This is a genomic window from Nannocystis sp. RBIL2 (assembly GCF_026626745.1).
Lineage (GTDB): Bacteria > Myxococcota_A > Polyangia > Nannocystales > Nannocystaceae > Nannocystis.
In genome coordinates this window covers 3,387,210-3,404,035 of the sequence record NZ_JAPNJW010000001.1, presented here as the reverse complement: position 1 = coordinate 3,404,035, position 16,826 = coordinate 3,387,210, and the positions used below count along the sequence as shown (strand labels likewise).

The 16,826-nt window shown below is 70.4% G+C and carries 14 protein-coding genes; 3 read left to right on the top strand and 11 right to left on the bottom strand.

Going from position 1 to position 16,826, the window contains the following annotated elements:
• Nucleotides 1–26: 26 nt before the first annotated feature.
• Entirely contained in the window at nucleotides 27–893 is an 867-nt protein-coding gene (locus OV090_RS13295) for a nitrilase-related carbon-nitrogen hydrolase (protein WP_267703983.1), read from the bottom strand.
• 343 nt (nucleotides 894–1,236) lie between these two features.
• On the opposite strand from OV090_RS13295, the gene OV090_RS13290 reads away from it, so the two are divergent.
• Both OV090_RS13290 and OV090_RS13285 read left to right on the top strand, forming a co-directional pair.
• Nucleotides 1,237–2,163, top strand: a complete 927-nt coding sequence (locus tag OV090_RS13290) for a hypothetical protein (protein WP_267703982.1) — start codon at nucleotides 1,237–1,239, stop codon at nucleotides 2,161–2,163.
• A gap of 62 nt (nucleotides 2,164–2,225) precedes the next feature.
• The gene (locus tag OV090_RS13285) at nucleotides 2,226–4,061 is read left to right on the top strand and encodes a UbiD family decarboxylase (protein WP_267703981.1); all 1,836 of its coding nucleotides are present in this window, start codon (nucleotides 2,226–2,228) and stop codon (nucleotides 4,059–4,061) included.
• A gap of 9 nt (nucleotides 4,062–4,070) precedes the next feature.
• Here the strand turns inward: OV090_RS13285 and OV090_RS13280 are convergent, their stop codons facing one another.
• Nucleotides 4,071–4,586: a hypothetical protein gene (locus OV090_RS13280; RefSeq protein ID WP_267703980.1), complete on the bottom strand. Its 516-nt coding sequence runs from the start codon at nucleotides 4,584–4,586 to the stop codon at nucleotides 4,071–4,073.
• A 142-nt stretch (nucleotides 4,587–4,728) separates the two neighbouring features.
• On the opposite strand from OV090_RS13280, the gene OV090_RS13275 reads away from it, so the two are divergent.
• Nucleotides 4,729–6,345: a family 10 glycosylhydrolase gene (locus OV090_RS13275; RefSeq protein WP_267703979.1), complete on the top strand. Its 1,617-nt coding sequence runs from the start codon at nucleotides 4,729–4,731 to the stop codon at nucleotides 6,343–6,345.
• Nucleotides 6,346–6,383: 38 nt separating this feature from the next.
• On the opposite strand, the gene OV090_RS13270 is transcribed toward OV090_RS13275, so the two are convergent.
• The 9 genes from OV090_RS13270 to OV090_RS13230 all read right to left on the bottom strand — a co-directional run bounded on the left by OV090_RS13270 (nucleotide 6,384) and on the right by OV090_RS13230 (nucleotide 16,822).
• Entirely contained in the window at nucleotides 6,384–8,171 is a 1,788-nt protein-coding gene (locus OV090_RS13270) for a long-chain fatty acid--CoA ligase (protein WP_267703978.1), read from the bottom strand.
• Between the two features lie 31 nt (nucleotides 8,172–8,202).
• Complete coding sequence (locus tag OV090_RS13265; RefSeq protein ID WP_267703977.1) at nucleotides 8,203–9,339, bottom strand: acyl-CoA dehydrogenase family protein; 1,137 nt, start codon at nucleotides 9,337–9,339, stop codon at nucleotides 8,203–8,205.
• Between the two features lie 160 nt (nucleotides 9,340–9,499).
• A complete protein-coding gene (locus tag OV090_RS13260; RefSeq protein WP_267703976.1) occupies nucleotides 9,500–10,366 on the bottom strand; it encodes a 3-keto-5-aminohexanoate cleavage protein in 867 nt (288 codons plus the stop codon).
• A 189-nt stretch (nucleotides 10,367–10,555) separates the two neighbouring features.
• Nucleotides 10,556–10,849 (bottom strand): type II toxin-antitoxin system RelE/ParE family toxin, encoded by a 294-nt coding sequence (locus OV090_RS13255; RefSeq protein ID WP_267703975.1) that lies wholly within the window; start codon nucleotides 10,847–10,849, stop codon nucleotides 10,556–10,558.
• 52 nt (nucleotides 10,850–10,901) lie between these two features.
• The gene (locus OV090_RS13250) at nucleotides 10,902–11,141 is read right to left on the bottom strand and encodes an addiction module protein (RefSeq protein WP_267703974.1); all 240 of its coding nucleotides are present in this window, start codon (nucleotides 11,139–11,141) and stop codon (nucleotides 10,902–10,904) included.
• Between the two features lie 18 nt (nucleotides 11,142–11,159).
• Nucleotides 11,160–13,154, bottom strand: a complete 1,995-nt coding sequence (locus OV090_RS13245) for a biotin carboxylase N-terminal domain-containing protein (protein WP_267703973.1) — start codon at nucleotides 13,152–13,154, stop codon at nucleotides 11,160–11,162.
• Nucleotides 13,151–13,981: an enoyl-CoA hydratase/isomerase family protein gene (locus OV090_RS13240; protein ID WP_267703972.1), complete on the bottom strand. Its 831-nt coding sequence runs from the start codon at nucleotides 13,979–13,981 to the stop codon at nucleotides 13,151–13,153. Before OV090_RS13240 ends, OV090_RS13245 begins: the two co-directional genes overlap by 4 nt.
• Before the next feature lie 6 nt (nucleotides 13,982–13,987).
• Nucleotides 13,988–15,145 (bottom strand): acyl-CoA dehydrogenase family protein, encoded by a 1,158-nt coding sequence (locus OV090_RS13235; RefSeq protein WP_267703971.1) that lies wholly within the window; start codon nucleotides 15,143–15,145, stop codon nucleotides 13,988–13,990.
• Nucleotides 15,146–15,193: 48 nt separating this feature from the next.
• Complete coding sequence (locus tag OV090_RS13230) at nucleotides 15,194–16,822, bottom strand: carboxyl transferase domain-containing protein (protein ID WP_267703970.1); 1,629 nt, start codon at nucleotides 16,820–16,822, stop codon at nucleotides 15,194–15,196.
• Nucleotides 16,823–16,826: the final 4 nt, after the last annotated feature.

Below are 16,826 nucleotides of genomic sequence, written 5' to 3'. Positions count from 1 at the left end.
CGCAGGGGGACGGGGCGGCGCGGGCGTTACAGCTTCGTGAGGTCGCCGTAGGTCTCGGGGCGACGGTCACGGTAGAACTGCCAGGTCTGCCGGACCTCGTCGATCACCGACAGGTCGAGGTCGGCCACCACCAGCTCGTCGTTGTCCTCGCTGGCCTCGGCGAGGAACTTGCCGCGCGGGTCGACGAAGTAGCTGTGGCCGTAGAACTTGCCGATGTTCCACGGCGCCTCGGTGCCGACGCGGTTGATCGCGCCGACGTAGTAGCCGTTGGCCACCGCGTGCGCCGGCTGCTCCAGCTTCCACAGGTACTGGCTCAGGCCCGCGACCGTCGCGCTCGGGTTGAACACGATCTCGGCGCCGTTCAGGCCGAGGGCGCGCGCCCCCTCCGGGAAGTGCCGGTCGTAGCAAATGTAGACCCCGATGGTGGCGAATTGCGTGCGGAAGACCGGGTAGCCGAGGTCGCCGGGCTTGAAGAAGAATTTCTCCCAGAACCCCGAGGTCTGCGGGATGTGCTGCTTGCGGTACTTGCCGAGGTACGTGCCGTCGGCGTCGACCACGGCCGCGGTGTTGTAGTAGACGCCGCGCATCGCCTCCTCGTAGAGCGGCACCACGATCGCCATGCCGAGCGACTTCGCGTACTCCTGCATCAGCGCGGTCGTGGGCCCCGGAATCGGCTCGGCGGCCGCGTACCAGCGGCGGTCCTGACCCGGGCAGAAGTACGGTCCGTTGAAGATCTCTTGCAGGCAGAGGATCTGCACGCCGCGCCGGCCGGCTTCCTTCAGGAAGGGCAGGTGCTTGTCGAGCATGGCCTGCTGGATCTCCTTGACCGGGACAGTCTCGTCGTTGATGGGGTTACTGCACTGGATGAGGCCGCAGCGGACGGTGGGGTTCATCACTCCCGACTCTAGCTCGAGAACATGCTGCTGTTCGCGCCCGAATGCGCCGGGATTGCGCGGTTCGCGGGTGCTTTCGGCGGGGACTTGCGCCGGCATGGAGGAGCAGAGTAGTAAGGCGAAGATCCCCGAGTGGGGCCGCCAGGGCCCCGTTTCGTGACGATCGCTTCATGCCGCGCCAGGGCCCGGGCCCTGTACCACCGGCTGAAACCCTGGTTCCAGCTCGGGGCCCCTGGCCCTGATTCTCGCTCCCACGGCCCCTGCGGGGGCCAAACCCTGGTTCTCTCAAGCCCTGTTCGAGCCTGATCCTAAGAGTCGGGGGACGCACCCCACGGAGACCGCGATGACCTGTACCAACCTGCGCTTCTTCTTCGCCAGCGCGCTGGCGCTTTCCTTGACCACCGTCGCCTGCGGCGACGACAGGGGCGACTCGGCCACGGCCAGCGACAGCGCCACCACGGCGCCGACGACGACCGACGCCACGATGGGCGACTCGACGACGACCAACACCCCGACGACGACGACCGAGCCGACCGCCGGCACGGGCACCGACTCCGAGACCGGCACGACCACCCCGGACAACCCGACGACGACCACCACGACCGAAACCACGGTCACCACCGGCTCGCTCTGCAACGACCCCGAGGACCAGCCGGTCAACAGCCCCTGCACCGACTCGTCCGGCTGCGGCTGCGACACCGAGAAGTGCTTCGTCGTCCCGGCCCTCGGCGGCTTCTGCGGCGAGTGCCTCGAAGACGCCGACTGCTCGCCCGGCGGCTGCTCCGTGCCCAACCCGATCGCCGGCGTCGGCGCCACCTGCAACATGGGCGGCCCCGGCGAGGGCTGCCAGACCGACGCGGTCTGCGCCGATGCCGAGTTCGGCATCTGCGGCACCCTGCTCGAGGTCCCCGGCATCATCACCGTCGCCACCTGCGGCCAGTGCAAGGACAACGCCGACTGCACCGACCCGGCGCTGGCCAACTGCACGCCGACCTACGACGTGCCCAACTTCAAGGGCCAGCTCGACTGCCTCGCCGACGGCTCGGTGGAGAACAATTTCGGCTGCTCGCTCGAGGACGACGGCGGCAACCCGGCCGGCAACAAGGCCTGCAAGTCGGGCTTCTGCGGCGAGGCCAGCGTCATGGGCCTGCTGAAGCTCGGCGTCTGCGGCGAGTGCAACGAAGATGCCGACTGCCCGATGGGCCAGATGTGCAGCGACCCGGCCGTCGACCTCGACATGGGCGCGCTGGTCGGCTCGGTCTGCATGTGATCCGAGCGCCGTGGCGCCTGTCCTGAAGGCCAGGCGCCGCGGCTCTTTGCCAAGCCGGCGAGATGAGCGCGTACCGATCGCTGCGCGAGTGCGTGGCCGACCTCGAGCGGCACGGCCACCTCGCGCGCGTCGACGTCGAGGTCGACCCGCACCTCGAGGCGGCGGAGATCCAGCGCCGCGTCTTCGAGGCCGGCGGCCCGGCGCTGCTGTTCCCGCGGGTCAAGGGCAGCGCCTTCCCGATGGTCTCGAACCTGTTCGGGACGGCCGAGCGCACGCGGTTTTTGTTCCGCGACACGCTGGCCCGCGTGAAGCAATTGGTGGCCCTGCGCGGCGACCCGGGGGCGGTGATGCGCCGGCCGTGGCGCTACGCGGGCCTCGTGCGCACGGCCTGGCACGCGCGGCCGAAGTTCGTCGGCTCCGGCCCGGTCATGGCGCGGGAGATCCGGATCTCCGACCTGCCGCAGCTGGTGTCCTGGCCGCTCGACGGCGGGCCGTTCATCACCCTGCCGCAGGTCTACAGCGAGGACCCCGAGCGGCCCGGGTGGATGAAGAGCAACCTCGGGATGTACCGCGCGCAGCTCGGCGGGGGCAGCTACGCGCAGGACCGCCAGATCGGGCTGCACTACCAGATCCACCGCGGGATCGGGGTCCACCACGCGGCGGCGATCCGCAAGGGCGAGCCGCTGCGCGTCAACATCTTCGTCGGCGGCCCGCCGGCGCTGACGCTGGCGGCGGTGATGCCCCTGCCCGAGGGGCTGCCGGAGCTGGCGTTCGCCGGGGCGCTGGCGGGGCGGCGGGTGCGGATGGTCCAAAGGCCAGGTGCGCTGCCGTTCGCCGGCGAGGCCGACTTCGTCATCTGCGGCACGGTCGACCCCGAGCTGCGCCTGCCCGAGGGGCCGTTCGGCGACCACCTCGGCTACTACAGCCTGGCGCACGACTTCCCGGTGCTGCGCGTCGAGAAGGTGTACGCGCGCGCCGACGCGATCTGGCCGTTCACGGTGGTCGGGCGGCCACCGCAGGAGGACACCCAGTTCGGCGCGATCATCCACGAGATCACGGGGCCGGCGATCCCGGCGGTGATCCCCGGGGTGCACGCCGTCCACGCCGTCGACGCGGCCGGGGTCCACCCGCTGCTGCTGGCCCTCGGCAGCGAGCGCTACACGCCCTACGCGCCGCGCGACCGGCCCGCCGAGCTGCTGACGCAGGCCAGCGCGATCCTCGGCCAGGGCCAGATGTCGCTGGCCAAGGTGCTGATGATCGCCGCGGCCGACGACGCGCCGAACCTCGACCTGCACGATGTGACAGGTTTCTTCGGACATGTCCTGGAGCGCGTCGACTGGCGCCGCGACCTGCACTTCCACACCGAGACGACCATCGACACGCTCGACTACTCGGGCGGCGGGCTCAACGTCGGCAGCAAGGTGGTGATCGCGGCCGTCGGCGCGCCGCGGCGTCCGCTGCCGGTCGAGGTGCCGGCCGACCTGCGGCTGCCGCCGGGCTTCTCCGACCCGCGCGTGTGCATGCCGGGGGTGCTGGCGGTGACGAGCCCGGCGTGCACCGTGGCCGGCGACGGCGCACTGCAGCGATTCTGCGCCGCGCTGACGCCGGAGGACGCGATCAATCGCTTCCCGCTGGTGGTGCTGGTCGACGACAGCGAGTTCGCGGCGCGCACCACCAATAACTTCCTGTGGGCGACCTTCACCCGCATGAACCCGGCGGTCGACATCGAGGGGGTCGGCGCGCGCACGGTCCACAAGCACTGGGGCTGCGAGGGCGCGCTGGTGATCGACGCGCGCCGCAAGCCGCATCACGCCCCGCAATTGATCGAGGACCCGGCGGTGACCCGCCGAGTCCGCGAGTGGGCGGCCCCGGGCGGGCCGCTGCACGGGCTGTTGTGAGGGGGGCGCTCAGACGCCGCGCTCGAGCTCGACGTCCTTGATCTCGGCGCCGAAGAACGAGCCGGTGACCGTGCACTGGTAGGACGGGAACCCGTCACAGTCGCCGCCGCAGGACTGCGAGGTGAACAGGACGAAGTCGCCGGTGATCTTGTAACCCTTGATCGAGATGGCGACGTCGAGCGACCGCGTGGTGGTGGTGGTGGTGTTCTCGCCCGGGTCATCGACCTGGACGTCGTCGCCCTCGAACGTGTAATCCGTGCCCGAGCGCGAGCCGATCAGCACGTCTTCCCCGTACTCGAGGAAGAAATCGTCGGCGTCTGTGGCGAAGATCTGGAGCGTGCCCGCGGTGAAGAACGTGGTGGAGTCACGCAGATCGGGGTTCGTGCCGCAGTCGGCGCCCTCCTGCACGGGCAGGGACGTGATCTTGTAGATCCGGTATTCGCCGGGCTTCACCTGGCAAGCGCTCAGGGAGGCCATGAAGCCGAGGGCCGCGACGGCCGAGAAGATGCGAGAGGGGTTGCGCATGCGCGGCATCCTACTCAAGCCAGGGGTCCAGGGGGAGAATTGTGACAGCGTACGCAAGCGCGTTCGCCCACATTTGCGGCCGGGCGCCCGGCCCCTGATGGTTGGAAATCCCCGGGTCTGCGTGGTCGTGTTATAGGAAGACATGGCGCTGTTTCGCCCGACAGGATTGTCGTTTGTGGTCGTGTTGTCGGCGCTGCCGGCCTGCGGCCAGGACCCGGCCACGACCACGGAAGCTTCGACGTCCAGCGCGGACACGACCGATGCACCGGCCACCACCGCGACGACGGCGGATGTGCCAGCGACCGGCACGACCACCACGAACGAGCCGACCACCGGCGACGAGACCAGCAGCACTGGCACGACTGGCGGCGAGCCGCAGCAATTGGTCCCGGTGGCCCATACCCGCGAGTTGCGGGCCGTATGGGTGGCGACGGTGTCCAACATCAACTTCCCCAGCGCGACCGGGCTGTCCGCGGCGGCGCTGCAGGACGAGCTGCTGGCGATCCTCGATACCGTGCAGGCCGCGGGCCTCAATACCGTGGTCTTCCAGGTCCGGCCGGAGTGCGACGCGGTCTATTCGTCGGACCTGGAGCCGTGGAGTCGTTACCTCACAGGCGAACAAGGGGAGGATCCCGGGGTCGACCCGCTGCAATTCTTGATCGACGAGGGCCACGCCCGCGGCATCGAGGTCCACGCCTGGCTCAATCCGTACCGCGCGAAGGCCAACGCCAACCACGCCCTGGCCGACAATCACGTCGCGTCGCTGCTGCCCCAGTACGCCTACGAGTACTCGACCTTCCTTTGGATGGATCCGGGCGCCAAGGAGGTGCAGGACCTATTGCTGGCGGTCGTCGCCGATCTGGTGACCCGCTACGACGTCGACGGGATCCACTTCGACGATTACTTCTACCCGTACCCGGTCGACGGGGTCGACTTCCCCGACGACACGACCTGGGAGGCCTATCAGGGCGGCGGGGGGCAGCTGTCGCGCGCCGACTGGCGGCGCGACAACGTCAACGCGATGGTCCAGGCGGTCGGCGACACCGTCGCCGACATCGCCCCGCACGTCCGCTATGGCATCAGCCCGTTCGGCATCTATCGCCCCGGGATCCCCGAAGGCATCAACGGCTTCGATCAATACGAGGGCCTCTACGCCGACCCGCTGCTGTGGATGCAAGAAGGATGGGTCGATTACCTGGCGCCGCAGCTGTACTGGCCGACGACCCAGGCGGCCCAGGCGTACGGCAAGCTGATCGAGTGGTGGTCGAGCATCACCGGGGGCGGGCGCTACATCTTCGCCGGCAACTACCTCAGCAAGCTCGGCACCGAGGACAAGTGGTCGCTCGACGAGTTCAAGCAGGAGATCCTGCTCAGCCGGCAATACGCGGAGCAGGGCTCGCAGGGCAACATCTTCTTCCAGATCGCGCCGCTGCAGGACAACCTGCTCGGGGTCACCGACGCGCTGCGGGCCGAGTTCTACGCCACGCCCGCCCTGACGCCGCCGATCGCGGCGCTCGTCGACGAGGTCCCGGCGCCGCCCACGGTCACGCTCGAGGGCTCCCAGGCGACGCTCGCCCACGCCGACGCGGACAGCCTGCGCGCGTGGGTGGTGTACGCCCAGTCGGGCCAGGAGTTCATGATCGACCGCATCGTCCCCGCGCAGGCGACGAGCATCGACCTGTCCCCGGGGACATGGGCGATCAGCGCCGCCGGCAAGCACAACGTGGAGAGCGCGGGCGTGTTGGTGACGGTGCCCTGATCCCGAGCCGCGCCCGCCGGCGGTGGCGGGCGGGCGGCTCACTCGCCGCCCTCGTACATGGCCTCGATCAGCGGGGCCCACTGCTTCTCGATGACCTTGCGCTTGAGCTTGAGGGTGGGCGTGAGCTCGCCCTGGTCGGAGCTGAGGCTGCGCGGCAGCAGCTTGAACTTGCGGACCTGCTCGACGCGGGCGAACTGCTCGCCCGACTTCTCGACCCACTTGCCGATCTCGGCCACCAGCGCCGGGTTCTCGTGCAGCGGCTCGTCGGCGGGCAGACCCTGACCGGCGAGCCACTTGGCAGCGGCGGCGCGATCGAGCGCCAGCAAGGCGCTGAGGAACTTGCGCCGATCGCCGATCACGACCGCCTCCTCGATCAGCGGGCTCTCCTTGAGCGCGGCCTCGAGGTTCTTCGGGGCGATGTTCTTGCCGCCGGCGGTGATGATGATTTCCTTCTTGCGGCCGGTGATCGAGAGGAAGCCGTCGGGATCGAAGGCGCCGAGGTCGCCCGAGTGGAGCCACCCGTCCTGCAGCGCCTCGGCGGTGGCGGCCGGGTCCTTGTAGTAGCCCTTGAAGATGCTGGGGCCGCGCACGAGGATCTCGCCGTCTTCGCCGAGCCTGACCTCGAGGCCAGGAATGGGGCGGCCGACGCTGCCGAGCTTGGTTGCGCCGGGGATGTTGAGGCTGGTCGGGCCGCAGTCCTCGCTCTGGCCGTAGACCTCGGCGACGACCACGTCGAGGCCGGTGAAGAACTCGAGCACGTGAGCGGCGATCGGCGCGGCCCCGGACACGCAAGCGCGGGCGCTGCCGAGGCCGAGGGCGGTCTTGAGCTTGGTCAGGACCAGGCGCCGGGCCAGCTGGTACTGGGCGCGCAGGGCCAGCGGGACGGGGCGGCCGCGGGTGGCGAGGGCGTGGTAGCGGCGGGCGACGTCGGCGGCCCAGGTGACCAGCTGTTTCTTGGGACCTGTTACTTGAGACAGGCGTGCTGCGACCGCGGCGTGGAACTTCTCCCAGATCCGCGGCACCCCGAAGAAGACGGTCGGCTGGACCTCCTTGAGGTTGTCGGGCACGCGCTCGAGCGCCTCGGCCCAGTAGATCGCGTGGCCGCAGCAGGCGGGGCCGTGCATCGAGAGCATCTGCTCGGCGATGTGCGACAGCGGCAAGTACGACAGCAGGCGGTCGTCGGGGCTGTTCTCGACCAGGCGGACGAGCACCTCGGTGGTCCACAGCACGCTCTTGTGCGACAGCATGACGGCCTTCGGCGGGCCGGTCGTGCCGGAGGTGTAGATGTACGTGCTGGTGTCGTCCTCGTGCAGGCCCGACAGCCGCTCGGTAAAGGTGGCCTCGGGCACGGCGTCGGCGCGGGCGAGGAACTGCTCCCACGACAGCACGAGCGGGTCGTCGATGGCCGGCGCGCCCTGCATGAGGATGATGTGACGCAGGCCGGGCAGCTGCTCGCGCTGGGCGGCCAGCTTGTCGTACTGGGCGCGGTCCTCGACGACGACCAGCGGGGCCTCGGCGTGGTGGACGATGTACTGCACCTCGCCGGCGGAGCAGGTGGTGTAGATGCCGGCCGGGACGCCGCCCGCGGCCATGGCTGCGAAGGCGGTGATGGCCCACTCGGCGCGGTTGTAGGCGAGGATGCAGACGCCCTGGCCGGGCTGCAGACCGAGGCCGATCATCGCCCGCGCGGCCGTGCGGACCTGGTCGTTGTATTCGCGCCAGGTGGTCGGCCGCCAGGCGCCGTCCTTGCGCACGTAGTAGGCCGGTTTGTTCGGGTGGGCCTGGCCCCGGGCGAAGAAGCGGGCAGGGATGGTGTCGACGGCCACGGCGTGCTCCTGGCGAGAGTGTTTGGTTTTACTAAAGGCCCATCTGCTTGGCGGCGAGGTCCTTCATGATCTCCTCGGCGCCGCCGCCGATGGCGAGGACCTTGGTCTCGCGGTAGATCCGCTCGACCTTGTTGCCGCGGATGAAGCCGGCGCCGCCGAAGATCTGCACGCCCTCCTTGGCGCAGAACTCGACGCACTGGGTGGCGGCGTTCTTGAGCATGCAGATCTCGGCGATCGGCCACTCGCCGGCGTCGATGCGCCGCGCGAGCGCATACAGCCAGGTGCGCACGGGGTGGATCCGCGTGGCCATGTCGACGAGCTTGTGGCGGATGACCTGGCGAGTGGCGAGCGGCTTGCCGAAGGTCTCGCGCTGGCGCGCGTAGGCGATCGACTCGTCGAGGCAGACCTGGGCGAAGGCGATGGCCATGGCCGCGAGCATCAGGCGCTCGCGGTTGAAGTTCTGCATGATGCCGAGGAAGCCGTGGTTCTCCTCGCCGAGCAGGTTGGCAGCCGGGACCCGACAATCGTCGAAGTAGAGGGTGGCGGTGTCGGAGCACCACCAGCCCATCTTCTTGTCCAGCGCGGTGCGGGTGAAGCCGGGGGTGCCGGCCTCGACGACGAGCAGCGAGATGCCGCCGAGCCCCGTTGGACCGGTGCGCACCGCGACGGTGACGAGGTCGGCCTGCATGCCGGAGGTGATGAAGGTCTTGCTGCCGTGGACGACGTAGTGGTCGCCGTCGCGGCGAGCGACTGTCTTGAGGTTGGCGACGTCGGAGCCGCCGGAGGGCTCGGTGACCGCGAGCGCGGCGACCTTGTGGCCGGCGAGGACGTCGGGCACGAAGCGCCGCTTCTGCGCGTCGTCGCCGAGGTTCAAGATCGGCGGCAAGCCGATGCCGTGCGAGAACAGGCCGGCGATGAGGCCGCCGGCGCCGGTGCGCGCGAACTCCTCGCACAGGACGACGAGCGAGGTGCTGTCGCCCGGGCTGCCGCCGAGCTCCTCGGGGAAGCCGAGGCCGAGGATCCCGAGCTCGCCGGCGCGGCGGTAGAGCTCGCGCGGGAAGCCGCCGGCCTCCTCCCAGGCGTCGATGTGCGGCATGACCTCGCGCTCGATGAATCCACGCAGGGTGCCGCGCAGGGCTTCGCGGTCGGCGTCGTCGAGGACGGACATTTTGCGGCCGACTTTATCACGGCCGCACCGGCGACGGGCGTGGCGATCGCGACCGCGTCACTCGTGGCGCTCGCATACACGAGGAGCGAGGCCCGGACGATCGCGGCGAGCTTCGCTCGCGCGGCGCGTCGAGTCGGGAGGCGAGGACGAGCTCGCGGGCTCAGGCCGCGAGGTGCATGCGCTGGCGAGCTTCGGCGGGCGAGGCGATCTCGCGGCCGACCTCGCGAGCGCTGGCGACGAGGGCTTCGATGAGCCGGCCGTTGCTGTCGGCGCGGCTGCCGTCCGGCAAGTAGAAGGTGTCCTCGAGGCCGGTCCGCAGGTCGCCGCCGAGTTCGGCGGTGCGGCGATGGATGGCCCAGATCTCCTCGCGGCCGATGGCGGTGACCTCCCAGCGCGAACCCGGCTTGATGTACTTGAGCAGGAACGGCAAGAGGTCGGGGTCGGTCGGCATGCCGGAGGCGACGCCAGTGACGAAGTTGTAGTGCGGGTGCCGGGCGAGGCCGACGTCGACGAAGAGGCCGACGGAGCGGACGATGCCGAGGTCGAAGCACTCGAACTCGGGGGCCGTGCCGCACTCGGCCATGACGTCGAGGAAGGCCTTGACCTTCTCGACAGGGTTGTCGAACACCATCGGCGGCCAGGCCCAGGTGCCGTCGCTCTTGGCCTTGAGGTAGTTGAGGCTGCCGGCGTTGCAGGCGGCGATCTCGGGCTTGATGGCGCGCATGCACGCGACCGGGCCGCTGATGTCCTCGCCGACGACGCCGGTGGTCATGTTGAAGATGAGGTCGGGGCACTCGGCGCGGATGGCCTCGCGCACCGCGACGGCGACCTCGGGCTCCCACGACGGCAAAAAGCCCATGCCAGGCTCCTGGCGCCGGAAGTGGACGTGCACGACGGAGGCGCCGGCGTCCCGCGCCTGCCGAGCGGCGCGCGCGAGCTCCTCCGGTGTGACCGGGACAGGGTGCTGCTTGGGGTTGGTGAGCACGCCGGTGAGGGCGCAGGTGACGATCGCTTTGTCGTGGGTCATGGCGAGGAGCGGAGTCAGGAGAGCCGGCGGTCGATACGCGCCAGGAGCTCGGCACGGACCTGTTCCCACTCGATGAGTTCGTCCTCGCCGTCCTCCAGCTCCCTCAGACGACGCAGCACCTCCTGGTACTGCGCTTCGGCGAGGGCATCCGGCGTGGGGCCGATGCTCTCCTCCTCCGGGGCGCAGGGGTCACGGCGGGAAGCGTCGGGTGGGATCCTGGCGCTGGTGAAGGATCGCATCGATGATGACGTGATCGGCGGCGAGGTGATAGACGATGGCATACGGATAGGGCGGTAAGAGGCGCCGGCGGTAATCGGGAGCTCGCCATGGAGCCCAGCGGAGCGGGGACTCGGCGATTTCGTCGAATGCATCGGCGAAGGTCTGGCAAAGGCGACGATATTCGTTTGGATAGGCAGTTCGGCACCACGAACGTGCCCCTCGGAGGTCGGCGCGAGCCTCGAGGGTGAAGAAGAGCTTGTTCATGCCCTGGTTCTACGAGCTCGTTATTTTCGCGGTACACCGCGCCATGCGCGGCTCACCGATCGTCCGCCAGGAGTTCGTCGCGGACTTCCCCCCACGGTATGAGCGACGATTCACCGGCTTCGAGGCGTCGCCGTCGCTCCTGGATCTCCGCGTACCATGCATCTTCGATACTGGCGGCACCCGGCGTTTCAGACGCCGGGTCGCCCAGGCTGGCGGCGACCTTGCGCATCAGTGCGCGCCGTTCGTCGGGAGGGAGGCTCAGAATCTCGTCGAGGAGACGCGCGGCGCTCATGACTGCACCTTAGCACGCCTAGGCGGCGGCGGAGGCGGCGCCGGGTTCGGGGCCGTCGTCGGGGGTGACGACTGCGAGGAGGCGGCCTTGTGGGACCTGATCGCCGGGCTTCACCTTGACCTCGGTGACGACGCCGGCGACGGCGACCGCGAGGGCGTTCTCGATCTTCATCGCCTCGAGGGTGACGAGGGTCTGGCCGCGGCGGACGCGGTCGCCGACCTGGACGTGGACCGCGACGACGCGGCCGCTCGTGGGCGCGAGCAGGTTGCCGTCGCCGCCGACGTCGGCCTCGGCCTCGGCGCCCTTCGGCGGCGGCTCGACGAACTCGGCTTGCACGCCGCGGGCCTCGAGGAACAGGCGCTCGCCGACGACGGCGGCGTGGACGGTCTCCTGCACGTCGCCGACGAGGACGCGATAGACCACGCCGTCGCGCCCGAGCACGCGCACGGGCAGGGCGACGCCGTCGACTGTGACGTTGGTGATGCCGCTCGGGTCGAGGTCGACCGCCAGCTCGCGCTCGCGCTCACCTGTCCGAAGGGGCAGGGGGAACGCGGCCCGGCCGGCGCTGCGCCACGGGCTGTAGTCCCCGCGGACATGTCCCAAAGTCCAGATGGTGGCGGCGATCGCCCAGGCGCGGGCGTCGGGCTCGGGGCGCGCGGGTGCGGGCAGGTGCTCGTCGAGGAAGCGGGTGGTCGCGCCGCCGGCGGCGAACACCGGGTGCTCGAGGATGTCGGCGAGGAAGCGCTTGTTGTTGGGCAGGCCGAGCAGGACGCTGCGGCCCAGCGCGCTGACGAGGCGGCGGCGGGCCTCGTCGCGGTTGCGGCCATATGTGATGACCTTGGCGATCATCGGGTCGTAGAACGGCGAGACGGTCTGCTGGCGGTGCAGGCCGTGGTCGACGCGCACGCCGTCGCCGCTCGCGGGCTGCCACGCGACCACCTCGCCGGCCTGCGGCAGATAGCCGGCGTACGGGTCCTCGGCGTAGAGGCGGACCTCGATCGCGTGGCCGCGCAGCTCGATCTGCTCCTGCGTCAATGGCAGCGGCTCCCCGGCGGCCACGCGCAGCTGCCAGGCGACCAGGTCGAGGCCGGTGACCAGCTCGGTGACCGGGTGCTCGACCTGCAGGCGGGTGTTCATCTCGAGGAAGTAGAACTTGCCGTCCGCGTCGAGCATGAACTCGACGGTGCCGGCGCCGACGTAGTCGATCGAGCGCGCGGCGAGCACCGCGGCGGCGCCCATCTCGGCGCGCAGGGCCGGCGACACGGCCGGCGAGGGTGACTCCTCGACGACCTTTTGGTGACGACGCTGGACCGAGCAGTCGCGCTCGCCGAGGTGGATCGCGTGGCCGTGGCTGTCGCCGAACACCTGGATCTCGACGTGGCGACCGCTGGTGATCGCGCGCTCGAGGATCAGCTCGCCGCTGCCGAACGCGCTCTCGGCCTCGCTGCGCGCCGACGCCAGCGCGGCCGGCAGTCCGTCCCAGTCGCGGACCATCCGCATGCCGCGGCCGCCGCCGCCGGCGGCCGCCTTGATCAGCAAGGGCAGGCCGATGCGCTCGGCCTCGGCGGCGAGGCGTCCGGCCGACTGGCCCGCTTCGCTGCTGTCCTGAAAGCCAGGGATGCACGGGACGCCGGCGGCGATCATCGCCCGCTTGGCGGCGGCCTTGTTGCCCATCGCCCGGATCGCGGCCGGCGACGGGCCGATGAACACGAGGCCCGCGTCGAGCACCGCCTGGGCGAAGCCGTCGTTCTCCGACAGGAAGCCGTAGCCCGGGTGGACCGCGTCGGCGCCGGCTTGCTTGGCCGCGGCGATCAGCGCCGCGACGTTGAGGTACGACTCGCGCACCGGCGGCGGGCCGATCCGGACCGCGCGGTCGGCCAGGCCGACGTGCGGGGCGCCGGCGTCGGCGTCGCTGTAGACGGCGACGGTGCGGTAGCCGAGGGCGTGGGCGGTGCGGATGATCCGGCAGGCGATCTCGCCGCGGTTGGCGATCAGGATCGTGGAGAAGGTCATTGGTCGTTCCAGGCGGCGTTGCGCTTCTGAATGAATGCGAGCATGCCCTCGACGCCCTCGGAGCCGCGGGCGGCGCGGGCGAAGTCGTCGGCGGCGAGGTCGAGCAGGGCGGACAGGGCGTCGCCGTGCGGCGCCCCGCTGGCGGCCAGGACCAGCCGCTTGGTGGTGGCGACCGCCTCGGGGGCGCAGCGGCCGATGTCGGCCAGGACCTTCGCGACCTGTCCTTCGAGACCTGCCCGATCGGTCACGTGGTGGACCAGCCCGAGGCGCAGCGCCTCGTTTGCGGTCAGCGCCCCGCCGGTGACCGCGAGCCGGCGCGCCTCACTGTAGCCGACGCGGCGGACGATGAACGGCGCGATCTGGGCCGGCGGCACGCCGAGGCCGGTCTCGGGCAGGCGCAGCTTGGCGTCGTCGGCGGCGACCGCGACGTCGCTGACGCAGCACAGGCCGAAGCCGCCGCCCATGACCGCGCCCTCGAGCACCGCGACGACGGCCTGCGGGGCGTCCTCGATCTGCTGCAGCATGCTGCCGAAGATCCGGTTGGTCGTCGCCAGCGGGTCCTTGCCGTCCGGGCCGGGCTCGGCCCCGCGGGCGCCGGCCATGTCCTTGATGTCGCCGCCGGCGCAGAAGTTGCCCTCGGCGCCGCGCAGGACCACCGCCCGCACCTCACGGTCGCCGGCGATCGCGGCGAACACCGCCTGCAGCTCGCGCACCATGGCGAACGACATCGCGTTGCGCGCCTCGGGCCGGTTGAGCGTGACGTGCAGGCGCCAGCCGTCGCGGCGCAGCAGCAGCGCCTGGCACTCGGGCAAGGTCGTCTGGGACATGTCCTTTCAGCCTTTCCCGGGCAGGATGCCCTCGAGCTTGGCGATGATGCCGAGCATGACCTCGTCGGCGCCGCCGCCGACGGAGATCAGGCGCGAGTCGCGGAACATCCGCGAGATCTTCGATTCCCACATGTAGCCCATGCCGCCCCAGTACTGCAGGCAGCTGTCGGCGACCTCGCGGCCGAGGCGGCCGGACTTGAGCTTGGCCATCGAGGCCAGGCGGGTCACGTCCTTGCCGGAGATGAACAGCTCGGCGGCGCGGTAGATCAGCGCGCGCAGCGACTCGACCTCGGTGAGCAGCTCGGCGATGCGGAAGTGGACGACCTGGTTGTCGAGGATCGACTTGCCGAAGGCCTTGCGCTCGCGGGTGTACTTGACGGTCTCGGTGATCGCGGTCTCCATCGCGGTCAGCGAGTTGGCGGCGCCCCACAGCCGCTCCTCCTGGAACTGCAGCATCTGCAGCATGAAGCCGGCGCCCTCGGGGCCGATCGCGTAGCGCTGCGGGACGCGGACCTCGTCGAAGAAGATCTGCGCGGTGTCGGACGACCACATGCCGAGCTTGTGCAGCTTGCGGGCCCGCTCGACGCCCTTCGAGTTCAGCGGGACGACGATGAGGGTCTTGTTCTTGTGCGGCTTGTCGTCGCTGGTGTTGGCGAGGCAGCACATCCAGTCGGCCTGGATGCCGTTGGTGATCCACATCTTGCCGCCGGAGATGACGTAGTCGTCGCCGTCCTTGCGGGCGTAGGTCTTGAGGCCGGCGACGTCGGAGCCGGCGCCGACCTCGGACACGCCGATGCAGCCGACCAGGTCGCCCGCGATCGAGGGGGCGAGGAACTCCTTCTTGAGCTCGTCCGAGCCGAACCGTGCCAGGGCCGGCGTGCACATGTCGGTCTGCACGCCGATCGCCAGCGATACGCCGCCGGCGTCGACGCGGCCGAGCTCCTCGGCCATCACCAGCGCGTACGAGTAGTCGAGCGCCGAGCCGCCGTACTCGGTCGGCTTGGTCAGGCCGAGGAAGCCCTCGTTGCCGAGCTTCTTGAAGAGCTCGTGCGCCGGGAAGATCCGCGCCTCCTCCCACTCGTCGCAGTAGGGGTTGATCTCCCGGGCGATGAACTTGCGCAGGCTGTCGCGCAGGAGGTCGTGCTCGTCGGTGAACAGCGGCATGTCGGGGCTGGCTCTCGGGTCAGGGTGGTCGAAGGGACAGGTCAGACGTCACAATCGGGCGACGCCGAAGGTGTTGGGGCGGACGCGGCGGGCCTCGCCCTCGCGGCAGACGGCCAGCGCCAGGGCGAGCACGCGGCGGGTGTCGCGGGGGTCGATGAGGCCGTCGTCCCACAGCCTCGCGGTGGCGTAGAGCGCGGTCGACTCGGCGTCGAGGCGGTCCTTGATCGACTTGCCCATCTGCGCCATCGCGTCGGCGTCGGGCTTGACACCCATGCGCGCGAACTTGGCGGTGGTGATGATCTCCATGACCTTGGCCGCCTGCTCGCCGCCCATCACGGCGATCCGGCTGCCCGGCCAGGCGAACACGAAGCGCGGGTCGTAGGAGCGGCCGCACATGCCGTAGTTGCCGGCGCCGAAGCTGCCGCCGAGGATGACGGTGAGCTTCGGGACGTCGGCGTTGGCGACCGCCTGGATCATCTTCGAGCCGTGCTTGACCATGCCGGCCCGCTCGGCCGCGGTGCCGACCATGTAGCCGGTCGTGTTCTGCAGGAAGACCAGCGGGGTGCCGCTCTGGCAGCACAGCTGGATGAACTGCCCGGCCTTGCAGGCGCCGTCGGGGTTGATGGGGCCGTTGTTGCCGAGGACGCCGACGGCGTGGCCCTCGATCTGGGCGTGGCCGCACACCGTCGCCGAGCCGTACAGCGCCTTGAACTCGAAGAAGTCGCTGTCGTCGACCAGGCGGGCGATCACCTCGCGGACGTCGTAGGGCTTCTTGAAGTCGACCGGGACGATGCCGAGCAGGTCCTCGCCGTCGAAGCGGGGCGGGCGGTGCGGCCTGGTCGAAAGGTCATGTGCGAACCGGCTCAGCGGCGCGCGCTGCAGGTTGGCCAGCAGCTCGCGCGCGAGGTGGATCGCGTGGGCGTCGTTCTCGGCCATGTACTCGGCGGTGCCGGTGACTGTGGCGTGCAGCTCGGCGCCGCCGAGCTCCTCGTCGGTGGCGACCTCGCCGAGCGCGGCCTCCACCAGCGGCGGGCCGGCGAGGAACACCTTGGCCTGGCCGCGCACCGCGATCACGTAGTCCGACAGGCCCGGGAGGTAGGCGCCGCCGGCCGTGCTGCTGCCGTGGACGATCGTGATCTGCGGGACGCCGGCGGCCGACAGCCGCGCCATGTTGGCGAACACGCGGCCGCCGTCGACGAAGATCTCGGCCTGGTAGAGGAGGTTGGCGCCCGCGCTCTCGACGCAGGAGATGATCGGCAGCTTGTGCTCGAGCGCGATCTCCTGGGCTCGCAGGCTCTTGCGCAGGCCCATGGGCGAGATCGCCCCGCCCTTGATCGCGCTGTCGCTGGCGCTGACGATGCATCGCACGCCGGACACGACGCCGATGCCGACGATGCAGCCGCCGCCGCTGGCGTCGCCCCTGCCGTCGTCGTCGTGCATGTTGAAGCCGGCCAGGGTCGACAGCTCGAGGAACGGCGCGCCGCGGTCGAGCAGCCGCGCCACGCGGTCGCGCGGGAGCAGCTGGCCGCGCTTGGCGAACTTCTCGGCCTGCTTGCCCGAGTTGTCGCGCACGCGCTGCTCGGCGGCGCGGAACTCGTCGATGAGCTTCAGCTGGGCGGCGCGGTTGCTCTGGAACTGGTCGCCCTGGAGGTCGATGCGGGACGTGAGCACGGGCATGACT

Coding starts and splice junctions, on each gene's coding strand:
- OV090_RS13295 (WP_267703983.1), bottom strand. CDS start 893: ATGAACCCCACCGTCCGCTGCGGCCTCATCCAGTGCAGTAACCCCATC.
- OV090_RS13290 (WP_267703982.1), top strand. CDS start 1,237: ATGACCTGTACCAACCTGCGCTTCTTCTTCGCCAGCGCGCTGGCGCTT.
- OV090_RS13285 (WP_267703981.1), top strand. CDS start 2,226: ATGAGCGCGTACCGATCGCTGCGCGAGTGCGTGGCCGACCTCGAGCGG.
- OV090_RS13280 (WP_267703980.1), bottom strand. CDS start 4,586: ATGCGCAACCCCTCTCGCATCTTCTCGGCCGTCGCGGCCCTCGGCTTC.
- OV090_RS13275 (WP_267703979.1), top strand. CDS start 4,729: ATGGCGCTGTTTCGCCCGACAGGATTGTCGTTTGTGGTCGTGTTGTCG.
- OV090_RS13265 (WP_267703977.1), bottom strand. CDS start 9,339: ATGTCCGTCCTCGACGACGCCGACCGCGAAGCCCTGCGCGGCACCCTG.
- OV090_RS13260 (WP_267703976.1), bottom strand. CDS start 10,366: ATGACCCACGACAAAGCGATCGTCACCTGCGCCCTCACCGGCGTGCTC.
- OV090_RS13255 (WP_267703975.1), bottom strand. CDS start 10,849: ATGAACAAGCTCTTCTTCACCCTCGAGGCTCGCGCCGACCTCCGAGGG.
- OV090_RS13250 (WP_267703974.1), bottom strand. CDS start 11,141: ATGAGCGCCGCGCGTCTCCTCGACGAGATTCTGAGCCTCCCTCCCGAC.
- OV090_RS13245 (WP_267703973.1), bottom strand. CDS start 13,154: ATGACCTTCTCCACGATCCTGATCGCCAACCGCGGCGAGATCGCCTGC.
- OV090_RS13240 (WP_267703972.1), bottom strand. CDS start 13,981: ATGTCCCAGACGACCTTGCCCGAGTGCCAGGCGCTGCTGCTGCGCCGC.
- OV090_RS13235 (WP_267703971.1), bottom strand. CDS start 15,145: ATGCCGCTGTTCACCGACGAGCACGACCTCCTGCGCGACAGCCTGCGC.
- OV090_RS13230 (WP_267703970.1), bottom strand. CDS start 16,822: ATGCCCGTGCTCACGTCCCGCATCGACCTCCAGGGCGACCAGTTCCAG.